This window comes from Enterobacter sp. BIDMC 27, from assembly GCF_000534415.1.
In the GTDB taxonomy this organism is placed as follows: domain Bacteria; phylum Pseudomonadota; class Gammaproteobacteria; order Enterobacterales; family Enterobacteriaceae; genus Enterobacter; species Enterobacter hormaechei_C.
Map to the genome: position 1 here is coordinate 3778420 of NZ_KI973178.1, position 19765 is coordinate 3798184.

General features: G+C 53.3%; 14 protein-coding genes, 1 tRNA gene and 1 pseudogene. 13 read left to right on the forward strand and 3 right to left on the reverse strand.

Annotated elements, in window-relative coordinates:
• Nucleotides 1–5 precede the first annotated feature (5 nt).
• Complete coding sequence (locus tag L463_RS04930) at nucleotides 6–794, forward strand: substrate-binding domain-containing protein (RefSeq protein ID WP_023294969.1); 789 nt, start codon at nucleotides 6–8, stop codon at nucleotides 792–794.
• Here the strand turns inward: L463_RS04930 and L463_RS04925 are convergent.
• Nucleotides 766–1668, reverse strand: a complete 903-nt coding sequence (locus L463_RS04925) for an L-proline-binding transcription factor PsrA (protein ID WP_003859540.1) — start codon at nucleotides 1666–1668, stop codon at nucleotides 766–768. The genes L463_RS04930 and L463_RS04925 overlap by 29 nt on opposite strands.
• Nucleotides 1669–1934: 266 nt before the next feature.
• Between L463_RS04925 and mtfA the strand changes: the two genes are divergently transcribed.
• Nucleotides 1935–2732: a DgsA anti-repressor MtfA gene (gene mtfA, locus L463_RS04920; RefSeq protein ID WP_032673255.1), complete on the forward strand. Its 798-nt coding sequence runs from the start codon at nucleotides 1935–1937 to the stop codon at nucleotides 2730–2732.
• Here mtfA and L463_RS04915 read toward each other — a convergent pair.
• Nucleotides 2729–3937: an MFS transporter gene (locus L463_RS04915; RefSeq protein WP_023294970.1), complete on the reverse strand. Its 1209-nt coding sequence runs from the start codon at nucleotides 3935–3937 to the stop codon at nucleotides 2729–2731. The two genes, mtfA and L463_RS04915, sit on opposite strands and share 4 nt — an antisense overlap.
• Nucleotides 3938–4075: 138 nt before the next feature.
• On the opposite strand from L463_RS04915, the gene L463_RS04910 reads away from it, so the two are divergent.
• The 9 genes from L463_RS04910 (at nucleotide 4076) to L463_RS04875 (ending at nucleotide 15087) form a co-directional block, all read left to right on the forward strand.
• Entirely contained in the window at nucleotides 4076–5818 is a 1743-nt protein-coding gene (locus L463_RS04910) for an IucA/IucC family protein (protein WP_023294971.1), read from the forward strand.
• Complete coding sequence (locus L463_RS04905; protein WP_032103810.1) at nucleotides 5818–6765, forward strand: GNAT family N-acetyltransferase; 948 nt, start codon at nucleotides 5818–5820, stop codon at nucleotides 6763–6765. The genes L463_RS04910 and L463_RS04905 overlap by 1 nt, the downstream gene beginning before the upstream one ends.
• On the forward strand, nucleotides 6762–8504 hold the full coding sequence (iucC, locus tag L463_RS04900) for an IucA/IucC family protein (RefSeq protein ID WP_023294973.1): 1743 nt from the start codon (nucleotides 6762–6764) through the stop codon (nucleotides 8502–8504). Before L463_RS04905 ends, iucC begins: the two co-directional genes overlap by 4 nt.
• The gene (locus L463_RS04895) at nucleotides 8501–9826 is read left to right on the forward strand and encodes a lysine N(6)-hydroxylase/L-ornithine N(5)-oxygenase family protein (RefSeq protein ID WP_032103808.1); all 1326 of its coding nucleotides are present in this window, start codon (nucleotides 8501–8503) and stop codon (nucleotides 9824–9826) included. Before iucC ends, L463_RS04895 begins: the two co-directional genes overlap by 4 nt.
• A 26-nt stretch (nucleotides 9827–9852) precedes the next feature.
• Nucleotides 9853–12042 carry a TonB-dependent siderophore receptor gene (locus tag L463_RS04890; RefSeq protein WP_023294974.1) on the forward strand — a complete coding sequence of 730 codons (2190 nt, stop codon included), beginning with the start codon at nucleotides 9853–9855 and terminating at the stop codon, nucleotides 12040–12042.
• 163 nt (nucleotides 12043–12205) lie between these two features.
• Nucleotides 12206–12281, forward strand: a tRNA-Asn gene (locus L463_RS04885).
• A gap of 329 nt (nucleotides 12282–12610) precedes the next feature.
• Complete coding sequence (locus tag L463_RS23760) at nucleotides 12611–12937, forward strand: phage holin family protein (protein ID WP_017693121.1); 327 nt, start codon at nucleotides 12611–12613, stop codon at nucleotides 12935–12937.
• Nucleotides 12924–13313, forward strand: coding sequence for a M15 family metallopeptidase (locus L463_RS04880; RefSeq protein ID WP_023294975.1), 390 nt, complete (start codon nucleotides 12924–12926; stop codon nucleotides 13311–13313). The genes L463_RS23760 and L463_RS04880 overlap by 14 nt, the downstream gene beginning before the upstream one ends.
• Nucleotides 13314–13560: 247 nt before the next feature.
• The gene (locus tag L463_RS04875; protein WP_023294976.1) at nucleotides 13561–15087 is read left to right on the forward strand and encodes an aryl-sulfate sulfotransferase; all 1527 of its coding nucleotides are present in this window, start codon (nucleotides 13561–13563) and stop codon (nucleotides 15085–15087) included.
• Between the two features lie 105 nt (nucleotides 15088–15192).
• On the opposite strand, the gene L463_RS04870 is transcribed toward L463_RS04875, so the two are convergent.
• Nucleotides 15193–16368 carry a cytoplasmic protein gene (locus L463_RS04870; RefSeq protein ID WP_108454211.1) on the reverse strand — a complete coding sequence of 392 codons (1176 nt, stop codon included), beginning with the start codon at nucleotides 16366–16368 and terminating at the stop codon, nucleotides 15193–15195.
• Nucleotides 16369–16500: 132 nt separating this feature from the next.
• Here L463_RS04870 and L463_RS04865 point away from each other — a divergent pair, with 132 nt between their 5' ends.
• Together L463_RS04865 and L463_RS04860 are read left to right on the forward strand one after the other, a co-directional pair.
• Nucleotides 16501–18054: a bifunctional metallophosphatase/5'-nucleotidase gene (locus tag L463_RS04865; protein ID WP_015572415.1), complete on the forward strand. Its 1554-nt coding sequence runs from the start codon at nucleotides 16501–16503 to the stop codon at nucleotides 18052–18054.
• 128 nt (nucleotides 18055–18182) lie between these two features.
• Nucleotides 18183–19745: pseudogene (locus L463_RS04860) on the forward strand (bifunctional UDP-sugar hydrolase/5'-nucleotidase).
• The last annotated feature ends 20 nt before the right edge of the window (nucleotides 19746–19765 follow it).

Genomic DNA, 19765 nt, shown 5'->3' on the forward strand with positions numbered 1-19765 from the left:
CCCTCATGCTTACATTCAGAACGGTGATTGCCGCCCTGACCTTCGCCACCCTCAGCGCGGGCGCGCTTGCGCAGGATGTGACGGTGATGATTTCTGGCGGCTTCAAAGCGGCGCTGGAGAAGCTGACGCCGCAGTACGAAGCGCAAAGCGGTGACAGGCTCATTGTGATCTCCGGCCCGTCGATGGGCAAAACGCCGCAGGCCATTCCGGCCCGGCTCGCCCGGGGCGAAAAAGCGGACGTGGTGATTATGGTGGGCGATGCGCTGGCGAAACTGGAACAGGATCGCAGGACGGCGGCGGGCTCTCGCGTGGAGCTGGCGGATTCGCCCGTCGGGATGGTCGTCAAAGCGGGCGCGCCGGTGCCGGATATCAGTACGGTGCCTGCCCTGCGGCAAACGCTGCTGAAGGCGCATTCCATGGCTTATTCCGACAGCGCCAGCGGCCGGTATGTAGAGAGCCAGCTGTTCCGTAAGCTGGGCATCGACGGCCCGGTCCACGATAAAGCGCACCGGGTTGAGCGCATCCCGGTGGCGTCTGAAGTGGCAAAAGGGAAATACGATCTCGGCTTTCAGCAGGTGAGCGAGCTTCTGCCGGTCCCGGGGGTGACGTTTGTGGGTAAGTTGCCTGACGACATGCAGTACATTACCCGTTTCGCCGGAGCCGTAACGCAGAAGGCTGACCATCCCGAACAGGGAAAAGCTCTGCTGGCCTTTCTCTCTTCGCCACAGGCCGCCAGCGTCATTACGGCAACGGGCTTAACGCCCGTCAGTGCACCTCGCGATACTGCTCGGTAATCAGCGTTTCGAGTTCGGCAGCAATATAGGACTGGATCCGCCCGCGGCGGCGGATCAGCCCCACGGTTCGCCTGACCTCAGGCTCGGTTAAAGGTACCGACGTCAGCAGCGAATGCTCTGCGCGGGGCATTGACATGGCGGGAACGGCCGCAATGCCGATCCCGGCTTCAACCATCCCCAGCATGGTCGTCACGTGCCGCGTTTCGCAGATGCTGGGGCGCTCAGGCCGAATATGCCCGACCCGCTGGTCGAGAAGATTGCGGTTGCCGGAGGTCTTATCCAGACCGATATAATCCTGCTGATAAAAAGCCTGCCACGTCAGGCTTTTTCTTTTTGCAAGCGGGCTGTCGCGCCGGCAGGCAGCCACGTAGACATCCTCCACCAGCGGGACAAACTCGATGTCGGGCTGCAAACTCCGGGCAAAGCAGATACCAAAATCCGCCTGTCCGCGGGTGACGGCCTCGATAACATTTCCGGCGCTGCTGTCGATCAGTTTTATGCGCACGCGGGGGTAACGGGACTGAAAGCGGCGGATAACATCCGGCATAAAGTAACAGGCGGCGGACGGCACCGTCGCCACGGTGATTAGCCCCGTACGCTCCTCGCTGGCCTTATCGATATCCGAAAGCATGGACTCCACATCAGCAAGCAGCTGTCCGCATCGGTCGGCAAAGGTCTGTCCATACAGGGTCAGCGTGACGCGCCGGGTGGTTCTGTCGAACAGTTTTGTCCCCAGTGCCGCCTCGAGCTTTTCAATTCTGCGACTCAACGCCGACTGGGAAAGGCAGATAGACTCCGCCGCAAGACGGAAATTGCCATATTCCAGTAAAGCGCGGAAGGCATAGAGATCGTTGAGGTCAAAATTGACGGGCATACTGACGGGATCCTTAAGCACGGTAGGGTAAGAAGAGATTTATCATAGTCGTGCACGACATACTTCACAAAATGAAGGGGATACCCCTAAAGCGCTATCAACCTGACGGCACATAGTGATAGTTTATGCGGGCTGGATTCCTCTTAAACAGGCTGCCAGTCTGCATGCAGCCGAAGAGGAGTGTCATACTGCTTAACAGAGTATGTTGGCATGCTAACAGCCCCTGACCTTTCCATTTTGTTCACGTGCGAGTAACGAGCAAAGCGATGATTAAGTGGCCCTGGAAAACGAACGACGCTGGTCGAAATATGGCGCTGCCCTGGGATGAGGCTCTGGCGATCCCCGTGCTGGCGAATCTCTTGCCTGAAGAGCAATCAAAGCTGATTCAGCTGGCCGAGCGTTTTTTACAGCAAAAACGGCTGGTACCGCTACAGGGCTTCGAACTGGATCCGCTTAAAAATTCCCGCATCGCCCTGCTCTTCTGCTTGCCGGTGCTGGAGCTGGGTATCGAATGGCTGGATGGCTTCCACGAAGTGCTGATCTACCCGGCGCCGTTTATCCTCGATGATGAGTGGGAGGATGACATCGGGCTGGTGCACAACCAGCGTATGGTGCAGTCCGGGCAAAGCTGGCAGCAAGGGCCAATCATCCTCAACTGGCTGGATATTCAGGACTCGTTCGATGCCTCGGGCTTCAACCTGATCATTCACGAAGTGGCGCATAAGCTGGATACCCGCAACGGCGATCGCGCCAGCGGCGTGCCGCTGATCCCGCTGCGTGAAGTCGCGGGATGGGAGCACGACCTGCACGCGGCGATGGAAAACATTCAGGATGAGATAGACCTGGTGGGTGAAAGCGCGGCCAGCATTGATGCCTATGCCGCGACCGATCCCGCCGAGTGTTTTGCGGTACTGTCCGAGTATTTCTTTAGCGCACCTGAGCTTTTTGCCCCGCGCTTCCCGGCGCTGTGGCAGCGTTTTTGCCAGTTTTATCAGCAGGATCCGCTTCAGCGTCTGCGGCAAAGTGAGGACGCAGCCAGCACATCCTCTCATCCGTTCCACTAATGTTCAGCAGAGGTACGATCGGTCGATCGTACCCACACGCTCACCGCGAGAAACAGCAGCGCCATTCCCCATGCGGCAGTAATCAAAAACTGCTCACCGTAAAAGCGCGTCACCACGGGTACCAGCAGCGCGCTGGCCCCGTATCCCAGCGTATGGCTGGTGGCGATCACCCCTGCGCCTTTGCCCGTCGTCAGCCGATCGTTGAGCAAAAGCTGGTATCCCGGCGTTGCCATGGCGGCCCCCAGCGAAGTGATGACAATTCCCACGTAGAACAGGGCTAAACTGGCGAGACACATCAGCCCAAGACCCGCCACCATCAAGACCGCGGCAATTAAGAGTAAAACTCTCGGGGTAAAATGCTGCGGGCGTACCACCAGAAACTGCGCCGCCAGGGTCGCCAGCGCGGCCAGGCTCAGCAGCAGCGCGACATGATGGCTGATTTGCACGGCATCGCCATTAAATAACGGGTGAAGATGCGGCGATAAACCAAGCTGCATCAGGCTGACCAGCGCCGCCAGCAGCAGTGCCAGCACCAGGAAAGGCAGCATGGAGGCCTGTAACCGCGTCGACTGGTGCGCCACCGGCGGCAACGGGGGATCGGCGGCTTCGCGCAGCACCAGCAGCAGCGCGATAAACGGCGCCACCGCCATCAGCCAGAGCGGTGCGACCGGGCTGACGCTGAGCATCAGCGCGGCCAGAGGCGGTCCCAGCAGACGCCCGCAGCTAAGGCCAGAGCTTATCGTCGCCAGCGCCGCCATCCTTTTATCCAGCCCCGCGCGTTGAATGGCCCACGTCTGGGCCGCAGGCACCAGCCCTGATACCGTCAGGCCGTACAGCATGCGCGACAGCACCAGGCCTGCCATTCCCCAGAGAGCATTCAGCGCGCCGTTCGCCATCGCCCACACCACCAGCGCCATCACGACAAAGCTCGCCAGATAGCCGCCCAGCGAGGCCAGCATAACGATCTTACAGCCGTGCCGCTCGCTCTGGCGTCCCCACCAGGGCGATGCGGGTAAAAAGAGCATCGAGCCGAACATCAGCAGCCCGGCCCAGACGGAGAGCGACAGTCCGGTCAGGGAGACCAGCTGCGGCAGCATAACCAGCAAACCGTTTTGCCCAATACCTAATAAACCGGCGCCCAGTGCCAGGGGCCAGTTAGCTTTAGGGGTCACAACGTCAGTGAGATTCTCAGTACGGGTGCGCATAAAATTGTGAAGATAATGTCAATAAATGTGTGGAAATTATGAAGTTTATGAAAACAAATATTGCAAAAATAGTTGCCACTGTAAACAGAATGAATATCATAACGAGAATTATTATCAGTCATGGAATGAGGTACAACTATGCGTACTCTGCCCCGCTCCGCCGGTACAGATGTTGCGGCCCAGTGTTTTTTGAACGCGCTGCTGCGCGAAACGAAGGACTGGCATTATCTTCCCGCAACCCGTGCGGATGAGTTATCACAGATTCATATCCCGCTCTCCCCAACCCAGGCCATTCGGGTTCCGGTACGCTATTTCTCCCCCACGCAGCATCACCAGTATCGTTTTCCGGCAACGCTGATTCAGGCCGACAGCGACGGCGGTGACACGGTCACATTTCATCAACTGATTGATTTCATTCTTCAAAAAGAGACGGTAAAAGGCGAGCTGGATGCCGATACGCTGGCTCGCTTTAAGCAGCGCGTCCTGGAAAGTCATACGCACACCTGGCAGGCCATTGATTTACGCCACAACTGGGCAAACCTGCGCGATAAGCCGCTGACGTTTGCCGAAGCGGAACAGGCGCTGCTGGTCGGCCATGCTTTTCATCCTGCCCCAAAGTCGCACGAGCCGTTCAACGAGGCCGAGGCGCGTCGCTATCTGCCGGATTTCGCCTCCCGCTTCCCGCTGCGCTGGTTTGCGGTTGAGCATGAGCTGATTACCGGCGACAGCCTGAATGTCTCCCTGCGGGAACGTCTGCTGCGCTTTGCAGCGCAGAGCGCGCCGGCCCTTCTCGGTCACTTCACCGACACCTGCTGGCTGCTGCCGATGCACCCGTGGCAGGCCGACTATCTGCTGGAGCAGGACTGGTGCCAGCGTCTGGTAGAAAAAGGCGCCCTGCGCGATCTGGGCGAAGCCGGTGCGCAATGGCTGCCCACCAGCTCTTCCCGCTCGCTGTACAGCGAAACCAACAGCGACATGATTAAGTTTTCCCTGAGCGTGCGGCTGACCAACTCCGTGCGCACGCTGTCGGTGAAAGAGGTTAAGCGCGGCATGCGCCTGGCACGGCTGGCGAAAACGGCACGCTGGCAGGAACTTCAGGCGCGCTACCCGACCATGCGCGTGATGCAGGAGGACGGCTGGGCGGGGCTGTGCGATGAGCACGGCGTCGTCCAGGAAGAGAGCCTGATGGCCCTGCGCGTCAACCTGCTGTTCGATACCCCTGAAACGCAAACCAACGTGCTGGTGAGCCTGACCCAGGCCGCGCCGGACGGCGGCGACAGCCTGCTCGCCGCGGCGGTGCGTCGTCTGAGCCAGCGTCTGGATCTCCCGCTCGCCCAGGCCGCGCGCTGCTGGCTGGACGCTTACTGCGACCGGGTATTGCTTCCGCTGTTCAGCGCCGAGGCGGACTACGGTCTGGTCCTGCTGGCGCACCAGCAAAATATCCTCGTTGAGATGCAGCAGGATTTCCCCGTTGGGCTGATCTACCGCGACTGCCAGGGCAGCGCCTGGACCGAAGGGGCCGACGCGTGGCTGAAAGAGGCAGGTGAAACCGAGGTGGAAAACCGCTTCGGTGAGAGCCAGCTGCTGCGCTACTTCCCTTATTACCTGCTGCTGAACTCTACCCTTGCCGTCACCGCCGCGCTCGCCGCCGCCGGTTTCGACAGCGAAGAGAACCTGATGTCCCGCGTGCGTGACGCGCTGGCCGAACTGCGCACGACGGCGAAGCAGACCCGCTGCCTCGATTACGTGCTCGACAGCCCGACCTGGAACTGCAAAGGCAACTTCTTCTGCTACCTGCACGATCGCAACGAAAACACCATCGTCGATCCGGCGGTGATCTATTTCGACTTTAGCAACCCGTTTTATAAGGAGAAGGCGTGATGGCAAACGCGAATATCGTCCATTCCGGCTACGGCTTTCGCTGCACGGTCACGGAACAAAACCTGCCGCTGACGCTGGGTCTTGACGGCAGCGCGGTGCTGGAGCGGCTGACCGGGCTCCCGGACGGCTGGCTGGTGGACGCCCTCGACCAGCTGTTTGTTGCCGCGCCCGCCCTGACCGGCATTACCCTGCCGTGGGCAGCCTGGCAGGATGAACCTCAGGCGCAGGCGCTGTTTAGCCTCGTTCACGGGGATTATCTGGCGCGTGAAATTTTCTGGCAGCTGCCGCTGTGGCTGAAAGGCGAACGTCCGCAGGCGAGCGGCGGAATGCAGTTTGACGAAAGCCGTCAGCTGTACTTCCCGCTGCGCCCTCACCGCCCGCAGAGCGAGGTGTACCGCCGTTACGATCCGCAGATTAAGCGCACCCTGAGCTTTCGCGTGGCGGACGTGGCGCTGGATGGCGAGCGTTTTACCCGCTGGATGAACAACCCGCGCGTAAATGCCTTCTGGGAGATGGCCGGTCCGCAGGCCGAGCAGGAGAACTACCTGCGTCGCCAGCTCGACTCGACTTATTGCTATCCGGTGATCGGCTGCTTTGACGATCAGCCGTTCGGCTATTTTGAACTCTACTGGGCGGCAGAAGACCGCATTGGCCGCCACTATCGCTGGCAGCCCTTTGACCGCGGGCTGCACATGCTGGTGGGTGAAGAGAACTGGCGCGGGGCGCAGTATATCCGCAGCTGGCTGCGCGGCCTGAGCCACTATCTGTATCTCGATGAACCGCGCACGGCGCGCATTGTGGCGGAACCGCGCTTCGACAACCAGCGTCTGTTCCGCCATCTGGCGTCCGCCGGTTTCGACACGGTGAAAGAGTTCGACTTCCCGCACAAACGCTCCCGTCTGATCATGAGCGAGCGTCACCGCTTCTTCCACGAGGTGGAACTGTGAACGCACTCTGGCAGAAAGTGAACCGCGAGATGGTGGCGAAGATCCTCGCCGAACTGGAATATGAACGCACCCTGCGCGCCGAGCCGGTTTCGGCGGACAACTGGCGCATCAGTATGAGCAACGCGTGCTGGCAGTTTCGCGCCACGCGTGGGATATGGGGCTGGCTGCATATTGACCCTGATACCCTGACCACCACCAGCGGCGCGGCGGTCGAAGCGGAAAACGCGCTGCTGCAACTGGCCACCGTGCTGGAGATGAGCGACGCGCAAACGGCGGAGCACATGGAAGATCTCTACGCCACGCTGCGGGGTGACATGCAGCTGTTGCAGGCGCGTGAAACGCTGGATGCCGATGCGCTGATCCACCTCGACCCGGACGAACTACAGTGCCTGATGCGCGGTCACCCGAAGTTTATTTTCAACAAGGGACGCCGCGGCTGGGGGCTGGATGCCCTGCGCCTGTACGCGCCGGAATATCGCGGGCGTTTCCGCCTGCACTGGGTCGCCTTGCAGCGCGAGCGTCTGGTCTGGAGCAGCGACGCCGATTGCGATATTAACGCCCTGCTCTCCAGCGCCATGGACGATGCCGAGCGCGAGCGGTTCGACGCCCGCTGGCAGGAGCTGGATCTGGACGACAGCTGGCTGCCGGTGCCGCTGCACCCGTGGCAGTGGCAGCAAAAAATTGCCATTCATTTCCTGGCGCAGCTCGCGCGCGGTGAGATGGTAGAGCTGGGTGAGTTCGGCGATGAGTATCTGGCGCAGCAGTCCCTGCGCACGCTGACCAACGCCAGCCGTCGCGCGCCGTATGACATCAAGCTGCCGCTGACTATCTACAACACCTCCTGCTATCGCGGTATTCCGGGCAAGTATATCGCCGCCGGTCCGCTTGCCTCGCGCTGGCTACAGCAGCAGTTCGCCAGCGATGCCACGCTGATTCACTCCGGGGCGCAGGTGCTTGGCGAACCCGCAGCCGGATATCTGTCGCATCCGGGTTATGCCGCATTGCCTGAGGCGCCGTACCGCTATCAGGAGATGCTGGGGGTGATCTGGCGCGAGAACCCATCCTGCTATTTACAGGATGGCGAACAGGCGGTGCTGATGGCGGCGCTGATGGAAACCGATAACCAGGGGCACCCGCTGATTGACGCGTGGATCAAACGCTCGGGGTTAACCGCTGACGCATGGCTGGAAAAGCTGTTTGAGGCGACGGTGATCCCCTTCTATCACCTGCTCTGTCGCTACGGGGTGGCGCTCATCGCCCACGGCCAGAACGTCACGCTGGTGATGAAAGATTACGTTCCGCAGCGCATTTTGCTGAAGGATTTCCAGGGCGACATGCGCCTGGTGGATGAAGATTTCCCGCAGGCGCAGAGCCTGCCTGAGCAGGTAAAAGCGGTGACGGCGCGCCTCAGCGCGGATTACATCATCCACGACCTGCAAACCGGCAACTTTGTCACGGTGCTGCGCTTTATATCCCGCCTTACCCTGCAATGCGGCGTGAGCGAAACCCGCTTCTATCAGATCCTGGCGCTGGTGTTACGTCGCTATATGGCCGCCCATCCGGATCTTGCGGCGCGCTTCGCCAAATTCGACCTGTTTAAGCCGCAGATTATTCGCGTGATCCTCAACCCGGTCAAACTGACCTTCTCTGAACACGACGGCGGCAGCCGCATGCTGCCGAACTACCTCTGCGATCTTGATAACCCTCTTTTTCTGGTCTCCCAGGAGTCAGCGCAATGAAAACCTATGATTTCATCGGCATTGGTATCGGTCCGTTCAACCTCAGTATTGCCGCGCTGGCAGAGGGGCTGGACGGTTTTAGCTCGCTGTTTCTTGAACGCAAGCCGCACTTCTCCTGGCACCCGGGGATGATGGTGCCGGACTGCCATATGCAGACCAGCTTCCTGAAGGATCTGGTGAGCGCCGTGGAGCCCACCAACCGCCACAGCTTTCTGAACTATCTGGTACAGCGCAAAAAGTTCTACCGTTTCCTCACCACCGAGCAGCGCACCGTGTCGCGCGAGGAGTTTGCCGACTACCTGTGCTGGGCGGCGGATAACCTCACTAACCTGGCCTTCAGCCAGCAGGTACAGCAGGTCAGCTTTGATGAGCAAAACGGCCTGTTTGAGGTCGTGACCCAGCGGGATCGCTTCCTGGCGCGCCACGTCTGCGTGGGGATTGGGAAGCAGATCAATCTCCCAGACTGCGTCACCGCGCAGGACGACACCTGCTTCCACGCCAGCGAAATGATGCTGCGCGCGCCGGATTTAGCGGGCAAGCGCGTCACCGTCGTCGGCGGCGGCCAGAGCGGTGCGGATCTGTTTTTAAATATCTTCCGTGGGGAATGGGGGCAGCCGCTGAGCCTCAACTGGGTGTCGCGCCGCAACAACTACAACGCGCTGGATGAAGCCGCGTTTGCCAATGAGTATTTCACGCCGGAGTACGTGGACAGCTTCTCGACCCTTGGTGACGACGCCCGACGTCAGATGTTGCAGGAGCAGAAGATGACCTCCGACGGGATCACCACGGAGTCGCTGCTGGCCATCTATCGCGCCATGTATCACCGCTTCGAAGTGCTGCGCGAAAAACCCTGGGCGCATCTGATGCCGTCCCGCTCGGTGACGGCGCTGACGCGCCAGGAAACCGGACATCGCCTCAGCATCCAGCATCACCTGGACGGCGGGCGCGAACAGCTGGAGAGCGACGTGGTGATTTTCGCCACCGGCTACCGCGCCGTGCAGCCCGCGTTTCTCGCCCCGCTCTCTTCCCGACTGCGTCTGGATGAGAATGAAGCCTTCTGCATCAACAACGATTTCACCCTTGAATGGGACGGCCCGCAGAGCAACCGCCTGTTTGCCGTCAATGCCGGGATGCACCGTCTCGGTATTGCCGAACCCCAGCTCAGCCTGATGGCCTGGCGCGCGGCGCGAATTTTGAATCGCGCTCACGATGACGAGCCGTTTGAGCTGGCAACCACCCCCGGCGTGATCCACTGGCGGAGCACCACCAGCCCGGAGAGCAGCCAGGTTTTTAAATCATTAATGAAGACCACCGAGTACTGACACACACATTCAGGATCAACATAACAATGAAACGTTCTCATCTTTGGGTTTTAAATCCGTGCTTGCTTGCCATGCTTTCTACCTCTGCGTGGGCGGAAGAACAAAAGGAAGAAGATATTGTGGTGTCCGCCAGCCGGGCACATCGCAGCGTGGCAGAGATGGCGCAAACCACCTGGGTTATTGAGCGGGCGGAAATTGAGCAGCAGGTTCAGGGCGGGAAAGAGATTAAAGACGTGCTGGCCCAGCTGATCCCCGGCATGGACGTCAGCAGCCAGGGACGTACCAACTACGGCATGAACCTGCGCGGTCGCTCCATGATGGTGATGGTGGACGGCGTACGTCTGAACTCTTCCCGCAGCGACAGCCGCCAGCTCGACTCTATCGATCCGTTCAACATTGACCGCATCGAAGTGATCTCCGGCGCCACCTCGCTGTACGGCGGCGGCAGTACCGGCGGTCTGGTGAACATCGTCACCAAAAAAGGCCAGCCGGAGACCGAAGTGGAGTTCCAGACCGGGGCAAAAAGCGGGTTTAACAGCCATAACGACCATGATGAGAACGTCTCCGCAGCCGTGAGCGGCGGCAATGACAACGCCTCTGGCCGTCTGTCGGTCTCCTATCAGCGCTACGGCGGCTGGTATGACGGCAACGGCGACGAGGTGATTATCGATAACACCCAGACCGGCTTGCAGTATTCCGACCGTATCGACGTGATGGGGACAGGCACCATCAACATCGACGATCATCAGCAGCTCCAGTTAACCACGCAGTACTACAAGAGCGAATCCGACGGCAAGCACGGCCTGTTCCTTGGGGAGAATTTCGCTGCGGTCACGGGCGATGCCAAAGCCTATAATAAAGATAACCTGAACTCTGACCGTATCCCGGGCACAGAGCGTCACCTAATCAACCTGCAATACTCGAACACCGATTTCTGGGGTCAGGATCTGGTTGCGCAGATTTACTACCGTGACGAGAGCTTGACCTACTACCCGTTCCCGACGCTGAGCAAAGGCGCGGTGACCAGCATTGGCGCATCCCAGCAGAAAACCGATTTTTACGGCGGCAAGCTGACGCTGAACAGCAAGCCGATAGACGACCTGACCCTCACCTGGGGTGTGGATGCCGACCACGAAACGTTCGATGCCAACCAGCAGTTCTTTGACTTGAGCAAAGCGGCGGCGAGCGGCGGCATGGAGCTGGACAATGCCTACAACGTGGGCCGTTATCCGGGTTACAGCATTACCAACCTCGCGCCGTTCCTGCAAGCCAGCTATGACATTGACGCCATCACCCTCAGCGGCGGCGTGCGTTACCAGTACACCGAAAACAAGGTGGACGATTTTGTCGGCTACGCCCAGCAGCAGGCAATCGCCACGGGCAAAGCGACCTCCGCTGACGCGGTGCCGGGCGGGAAAACCGACTACAACAACTTCCTGTTTAACGCCGGGATCCTTGGACGTCTTACCGAACAGCAGCAGCTGTGGTTTAACTTCTCCCAGGGCTTCGAGATCCCGGACCTGGCGAAGTACTACGGCTCCGGCACCTATCAGCTGGTCGATGGTCACTATCGCCTGCAAAACAGCGTCAACGTGAACGACTCAACGCTGGACGGTATTAAGGTCAATGCCTACGAGCTTGGCTGGCGCTTCACCGGCGATAACCTGCGTACCCAGGTGGCGGCGTACTACTCGCTCTCGGATAAAACCATCACCATCAACAAAAGCGACATGACCATCAACCTGGAGGACGACAAACGTCGTATCTATGGGGTTGAAGGCCAGGTGGACTATTTCTTCACCGACAGCGACTGGAGCACCGGGGCGAACTTTAACGCCATCAAGTCCGAAACGCGTGAAAACGGGAAATGGGAGAAGCTGACGGTCGACAGCGCCAGCCCGTCTAAAGCCAGCGCATGGGTTAACTGGGCGCCGGGCGACTGGGCCCTGCGCGTGCAGAGCACACAAACCTTCGACGTGTCTGACGCCGACGGTAAGAAGATTGATGGCTATAATACCGTTGATTTCCTGGGCAGCTACGCCCTGCCGGTGGGCAAAGTCAGCTTCAGCGTGGAGAACCTGCTGGACAAAGGCTACACCACCGCCTGGGGCCAGCGCGCACCGGGGCTGTATAGCCCAACCTATGGCTCACCGGGTCTTTATACTTATAAAGGCCGTGGACGTACGTTTGGCCTGAACTACTCCGTTCTGTTCTGATCCTGCGCGCCGCCTGCGGGCGGCGCGATTTGCTGTGCAATTTGAAAGCAAATTTGCTATTAAATCATCGGTTTGCTGAAATTCTCGGCAAACGAACAAAAACGGTGTTTTCCCCTTTGACAAGGCGCACGCAGGTCGATAATATGCGCCTCGTTCACACGATTCCTCTGTAGTTCAGTCGGTAGAACGGCGGACTGTTAATCCGTATGTCACTGGTTCGAGTCCAGTCAGAGGAGCCAAATTTGAAAAGCCTGCTTTTAAAGCAGGCTTTTTGCTTTTCAGCGCATGAGAAATGCAGGACGGCGCCCGTTGCCGTTTTAGTGTTTACCCCCACCTCCTCACCTGTCCCTGTTATATATTCCACTAATAAATAGAATCATTAATATTAATAACACATAACTATCATTCATCAAATATCGATCGGCAAAAACTATTAATTATATTCCGTGTGATATTCATCACAAAACGGGATTGCTCAACGTTTATTATTTATCGCATAGCAAAAGCAAATCGTTAGACCAGGAAAAATAATCTCATCAAGAGCTAAAGTTTTTTACTTATATACCCTATGGAGGTAATTGCTTTGCCATGGAAAGACCCATCATCAAATGCATTTTTTAGCTGGCTTTACATAATATTATTTGGCGCGTGGGGAGGACTTGTCAGATATCTCCTTGACGTTAAGTCAGGCCAGTCGGGAAGAAGTTTATTTTCTGCGTTAGCACAAATTATTGTATCAGGATTTACCGGTGTACTTGCTGGGTTGATGTCACAAAGCCTTGGTTCAGTATTTCATACTTCGCTTGCAGTCAGCGGTATATCAGGTGCAATGGGTGTTGTTGCTCTTAATTATTACTGGAAGAAAATCTCTGGAGATAGTAATGATAAATCATGAATTTAGTAGAAAGACTGAAAAGAACCTTAAAGGAGTACATAAAGATCTTTCGGAGGTGATGAGAAAAGCATTGAAATTATCGCCTGTTGACTTCGGTATTTCTGAAGGGGTAAGAAACCAAAAACGACAGCTTGAGCTATTAGCATTAGGAAAATCATTAACGTCTAAAAGCAGGCATTTAACGGGGCACGCCGTCGATGTATTCGCGGTCATCAACGGTACCGTTTCATGGGATTTTAAACATTATCAGACAATTGCAACGGCTGTTTTTCAGGCCGCTAAGGAGTTATCAGTTGATATTGAGTGGGGTGGCAACTGGACGGAAATAAAGGATGGCGTTCATTTTCAGCTATCACGAAAGATGTATCCTGAATAGAACCTAACACTTTTGACATGTATATTTCCGCAGAGAATACAGCGCATCGTTATTTTCCGGATGATTAACCATGTTCTTTTTACATAAATTTTATAATAGGAGAATGAGAATACAAAATCGCTTTTAATTATCAAAGCTCAAAATTATCCGTCAGGCGTTTATTTACTCGTTATTTATACAGGCGATGCTTAATTGCGTTGACAAAAAAACCATATATCTTATTGAATGAAATAAAAGGAATACCATCATGACAATTACTTATATTAAAACTGAACTTGCACCAGCCGACAACCAGCTCGCTGCATACCTTTATTTTACCTCAGATACCCCGGTAAGTTATTCTTACACTGTTACAAAAAGGACGACCAGTCCAACCAGCGTAGATTTTACCTATACATCGGATCTCATTTATGGTGTTACGCAAACCATTAAAATCCCTGTTATTGGTCTTTATGCGCAATATGCAAACAGTGTGCAGGTCGTATTTAAGGATGACACGGGTACTGAAGTTTTCAATCAGCCATTTATCATCAGTACAGAAGATCAGGAATATGATACATCTGTCATCTTCCACCTCGATATTGAGCAAACCGATCCTGCACTATTTACCTCTGTATGGGGAAACAGTTGGTTAATGGAATCCACTGGCCGAGGTTATGACCAAAATGGTGACCTGCGTTTTAACTTCTTATCGGTTTATCATCTCCAGCCGCTGCGGATCCACAATGGCTACCTCTATACCGGCAGCGACGAAGATATGGCGTGGTACGGCCGTCGCTTTTTCAAAATTGATATCATGGGCAATGTCGTCCTTGAATTCGACATGCGTGATGCTGATGGCAATCACTATGCAAATACTCATGATGTAGTCTGGGACTCCGCGGGCGACATTTATATGTTTGGCACCGATAGCCCTAACCGACTAACCAACACGATGGCGCAAGATGCGCTGGTTCTGAAATTTAACGATCAGACAGGGAAAATGATTTGGGCGAAAAACTATACCAGCGAATATAGTGGTTCTCAAATTCTGAATAACAATACGCCTAATGATGTCCATTTTAACTCTCTTACATGGATTGCAAGCAGCCCAAATAACGAAGAAGCCATTATTGTCCATTCTCGCACAACGAGTACAACTTTTGGTATCTCTATCGTTGATGGAAGTATCTTGTGGGCAATCGACACAGGTAATTTCAACCCTCAGTTCCCGGCAAAACAAGCGACTATTCATATTGATAATTCGGGTATTACTCATTTTGAAAATGGTGCCCATACGGTGTGCATTACGAATAATAGTGCTTTTTCTGCCAGTATCGATCCTACCGCAGGAAAATTTGTCTTATCAGTGTTCGATAACCGATCTTGCGTAGATGAAAATGGCAACCCCGTTATTCGTCCGATAAATGACGCAGCGACGTCGGACCCCTATCAAACAGATCCAGCCCGCATTCTGTTCTATGCGGTCGACTTAGCAGCAGGCACCGCTGTTGAGATTCATGCGCCTGTTGAACTCCCAACGACGCCTATCCTCCAATGGACCGACTTTATGGGAGGCGTGTTTGATCATGGTGATTATTTCACTATTTTTACCTGCCATGCGCGCTCATTCTTTATCAGTGACGTAGACGGTAATATGGTTGCCTCTATCTATGATGTGATTTCTTTATCTGATGGCGCTCCTCAATACCCTGGGGAGGCCTACCGTGCAAGATTATTTAATGAAACGGAGCTTACTGACGTCATCACTGCGGCATCTATTTATGCAAATTAATCAAATGATGTAACAATCTGGAACAGATGCAATTGATCACTGCATATGTTAATAGGGGGTCATGTCGAGCCATGACCCCTTGATGCTATATACGAAGCGCACAGGTCATGACTTCATCGCCGAAAAGATTGAGCCATTATTCATACCTGAAGGCGCTAATGTAAATTTATCGTTATAGTCTTGCGCCAGGGAAAGTAGTATTTGCGTCACCCGCCCTGCGGATAGTTGCGCGCTGCGACTAAAATGCGTTTGTTTATATAGCCAGTTGATAAAGCACCTGCTGGCCGTTAAAGAGAGCCTTTTAGCGTTACTGCTATCCCCCCCTGTTAATGGGCAAACCATCTTACGGTTTCTTCCCTGCTCCCAAAGCTGCCACTGACTTTGCCACCAGCCATGCTGTGACGTTCTCTGAAAATTCCAGGGTATATCACTATCATTATCGTTGATTTCTTCTTCTATAAACCACATTTCACCTTGCCCCAGGCGAAACAAATTTGCCCAGGCGGTAATGACTGCTCCCCGAAGAAAGCATTCGTGTGAAATAACATGCATCTTTACCTCAGGAAAGAGGAGATTCAGTATTCGAAAATGCCCGTGAGCCGCTATCACCGGGCGCACAATCGAACCTCTGGCGTTACATTTCAGAGCCGCGCTTCCATACTGTATTTCATCGAACTGGCTCCGACGCAGAAACTGTGTCTCTCGCATATCAACGCGTTTTACAATATCAGCGTGATGCAAATCAGGCTCGATATTTCCCTTCCAGTGATAACGTAATGTTTCCCCACTTTGATGCTCAGTAAAATTAGTAGAGAGATGAATAATATTACCGCGGATGGCATCAAAACTGATCAGGACATACAATTTCTGTTCTGCAATTCTCCCCTGGAACGGTACAACCAGTGACACAGTTTCAATACGTTCTGGAGACACTATTTTTTTTTGCTTTTGCTGTTTGGGTGTCCAGACTTTTTTGCAGGCGCGGCACTGAACGCGCTGTGTCCCCCGTGGGTTATAACCATAACAAATAGTTTTCGGGCAATAACATTCAGGGCAAAAATAACCGTTTTCTAAGGCATAGGCGCTTAAGCAAGAAAAAAGCCATTCATTAAATTGTTGTTCATTAAACAGAGGGGGATAACTCCCACATGCCCGGCAGTGCAATGCTGGATATCCTAGCCTGTAGTCTGGCCAACTGTAATCTTCGGATGCTGATACTGGCAGCCCTAAATTACGGCAACCAAACGATTTACAGGTATTAATCGTAAACAGAATCAATATTAATCACCAACGATTTGAATGGGTCGGTGATTTTGCCGCATAACTCTTGCATAAGTGTGTGAGCAGGTTCGCATAAAAAATCCTTTCAGAACGTAAAGTAGCGAATCTTTATATGACTGAAAGGAACGACTTATGAAGATAAAGTTAATCGCTGCGGGTATTCTGACGACGCTACCATTTTGGGCCTGCGCTAAGGATGTCACCATCCTTTATACCAATGATCTCCATGCTCATGTAGAACCTTATAAAGTGCCATGGATTGCTGACGGCAAACGGGATATTGGTGGCTGGGCGAATATCACTACTCTGGTAAAAGAGGAAAAATCAAAAAGTAAAGCGACATGGTTTTTTGATGCAGGTGACTATTTCACTGGCCCTTATATTAGTAGCTTAACTAAGGGAAAAGCAATTATTGATATTATGAATACCATGTCGTTTGATGTTGTAACGATAGGTAATCATGAATTTGATCATGGCTGGGATAATACATTATTACAGCTAAGCCAGGCGAAATTCCCTGTCGTACAGGGCAACATATTCTATGAGAACAGCAGCAAATTATTCTGGGATAAACCTTATACCATCGTCGAAAAAGATGGCGTGAAAATTGGCGTCATTGGTTTGCACGGCGTGTTTGCCTTCAATGATACCGTCTCCGCGGCAACGCGCGTAGGCATTGAAGCGCGGGATGAAATTAAGTGGTTACAGCGCTATCTCGATGAACTGAAAGGCAAAGTCGACCTGACCGTATTGCTGGTCCATGAAGGTACACCGGCGCGTCAGTCCAGTATGGGAGGGACCGACGTACGACGTGCACTGGATAAAGATATTCAAACTGCAAGCCAGGTGAAAGGTCTGGATATTCTGATTACGGGACATGCGCATGTCGGTACGCCGGAACCGATTAAAGTTGGCAATACTCTGATCCTCTCGACCGACAGCGGCGGCATTGATGTGGGGAAACTGGTACTGGACTACACGAAGCCGCATCAGTTTACGATGAAAAATTTTGAGCTTAAAACCATTTACGCCGATGAGTGGAAGCCCGATCCGCAAACGAAACAGGTTATAGACGGCTGGAATAAGAAACTGGATAAAGTAGTTCAACAAACGGTGGCGCAGTCGCCGGTTGAGTTGACGCGCGCGTATGGTGAATCAGCCCCGCTGGGTAATCTGGCTGCGGACGCTCTACTGGTGGCTGCGGGTAAAAATACTCAGCTAGCCTTGACCAACTCGGGCGGCATTCGCAATGAGATCCCGTCGGGCGCAATTACGATGGGTGACGTCATCAGTACGTTCCCCTTCCCTAACGAGCTGGCCACAATGGATCTTACGGGTAAACAATTACGCACGTTGATGGAACATGCCGCAAGTTTAAGTAATGGCGTCTTGCAGGTTTCAAAAGGCCTGGAGGTGAAGTATGACAGCAGTAAACCAATCGGTCAGCGGGTCGTCGTATTTAACCTTAATGGCAAGCCGATTGAGGATGCGACAGTCTACCACATTGCCACTCAGAGCTTCCTTGCTGACGGCGGCGATGGTTTTACCACCTTTACCGAGGGTAAAGCGCGTAATACAACAGGCGGTTACTACGTTTCTAATGCCGTGATCGATTACTTCAAAGCGGGCAACACTATTACGGATGAGCAGCTCAACGGCATGCGCGTTGCTGATGTGAAAAAGTAAAGGTTCTTACCATACAGGCTTTTGGCGCCGCATTGGTGATGAATGCATTGAAATAAAATAAACGTTTAAGGGTTCATACCTCTACATGGACCCTTTTCAAGCTATTATTTTTTTCAAGGGAATTGATTATGAAGAAAAATATAAAGCTGAGCCTGATTACGTTATGTTGGTTCGCAACGTTAACCGCCTCAGTTCATGCAAAAGATGTAACAATTTACTATACCAACGATCTACATGCTCATGTCTCTCCTGGGAAACCACCCACCGTTGACAAAGAACGTCTGGTAGGAGGTTTTGCGAATATAGCGACCATCGTCAATGATGCTAAGAAAATAAGTAAAGATGTTTTTTTCTTTGATGCAGGTGATTACTTTACCGGGCCCTATATAAGTACCTTGACCAAAGGCGAAGCCATTATTGATATCATGAACACCATGCCCTTTGATGCTGTGTCAGTGGGAAACCACGAATTTGACTATGGCGTTGATAACATGGTTAAGCAGTTATCAAGAGCACACTTCCCCATTTTGTTAGGTAATGTTTTTTATACCAACAGTGAAAAGCCCGTCTGGAATACCCCCTGGACGGTTGTCGAAAAAGATGGCATCAAAATTGGCGTAATCGGGGTACATCAGAAATTTGCATTTTATGACACGATTGCAGCTAAGGCTTACGCTGGTTCAGAGGCGCGTGATGAAGAGCCTTATATTCAAAAAGGGCTTGATGCCTTAAAAGGTAAAGTGGATATCATCGTGCTGCTTATTCATGAAGGTACGCCAGCGCGCCAGTCAAGCTATGGAAACAAAGACGTAGCCAGAATGCTACAAGCTGATATCGATACCGCGAAGAAATTTAAGGATATTGATGTATTAATCACAGGCCATGCCCATGTAGGGACGCCAGAACCGATTAAAGTTAATGACACTCTCATTGTTTCAACGGATGCCTATGGTACTGACATTGGTAAATTAGTATTGGATTTTAACCCTCAGACGAAGAAAATTGAGCGTTACAAAGGTGAATTAATCACTGTATTTTCTGATGAATATAAACCTGATCCAAAAGTACAGCTTAAAATTGATGAGTGGAATGCCAGTCTGAAAAAAATCACTGGCCAGGTTATTGGTTCGACAACGGCGCACTTTACGCGTTCATATGGGGAATCATCACCCGTCGGTAATTTGATAATTGATGCCATGATGGCAAAAGTGCCGGATGCCGTCGTTGGATTACAAAACAGCGGAGGGATACGTGCTGATTTCCCACAGGGAAATTTAACCTACGGCGATGTTATTACCACCTTCCCGTTTAATAATGACCTGGTTGAAATGGATCTTTCCGGAAAAGATCTCACCGATTTAATGATCCATGCGACTAATCTCACCAATGGTATTTTGCAAGTATCAAAAAGCGTTCATGTTGTCTATGACAGTACAAAACCGCTGGGCAAACGTCTCATTAAATTCACTGTCAATAATCAACCCATAGATCCGACCAGGATATATCGGGTTGCTACACACTCATTTTGTGCGACAGGTGGCGATGGATTTTAAGCATTTTTAAAAGGGAAAAATATTAAAACTATTAACAGCACTACCTCTGCCGATTCAATTATTGATTATGTGAAGGCGCATAGCCCAGTTAAACCCGATCATGAAATGAGGGTGACTGATGTAAGCGCAGCAAAATGAATTAAACAAGAAGTGATTAA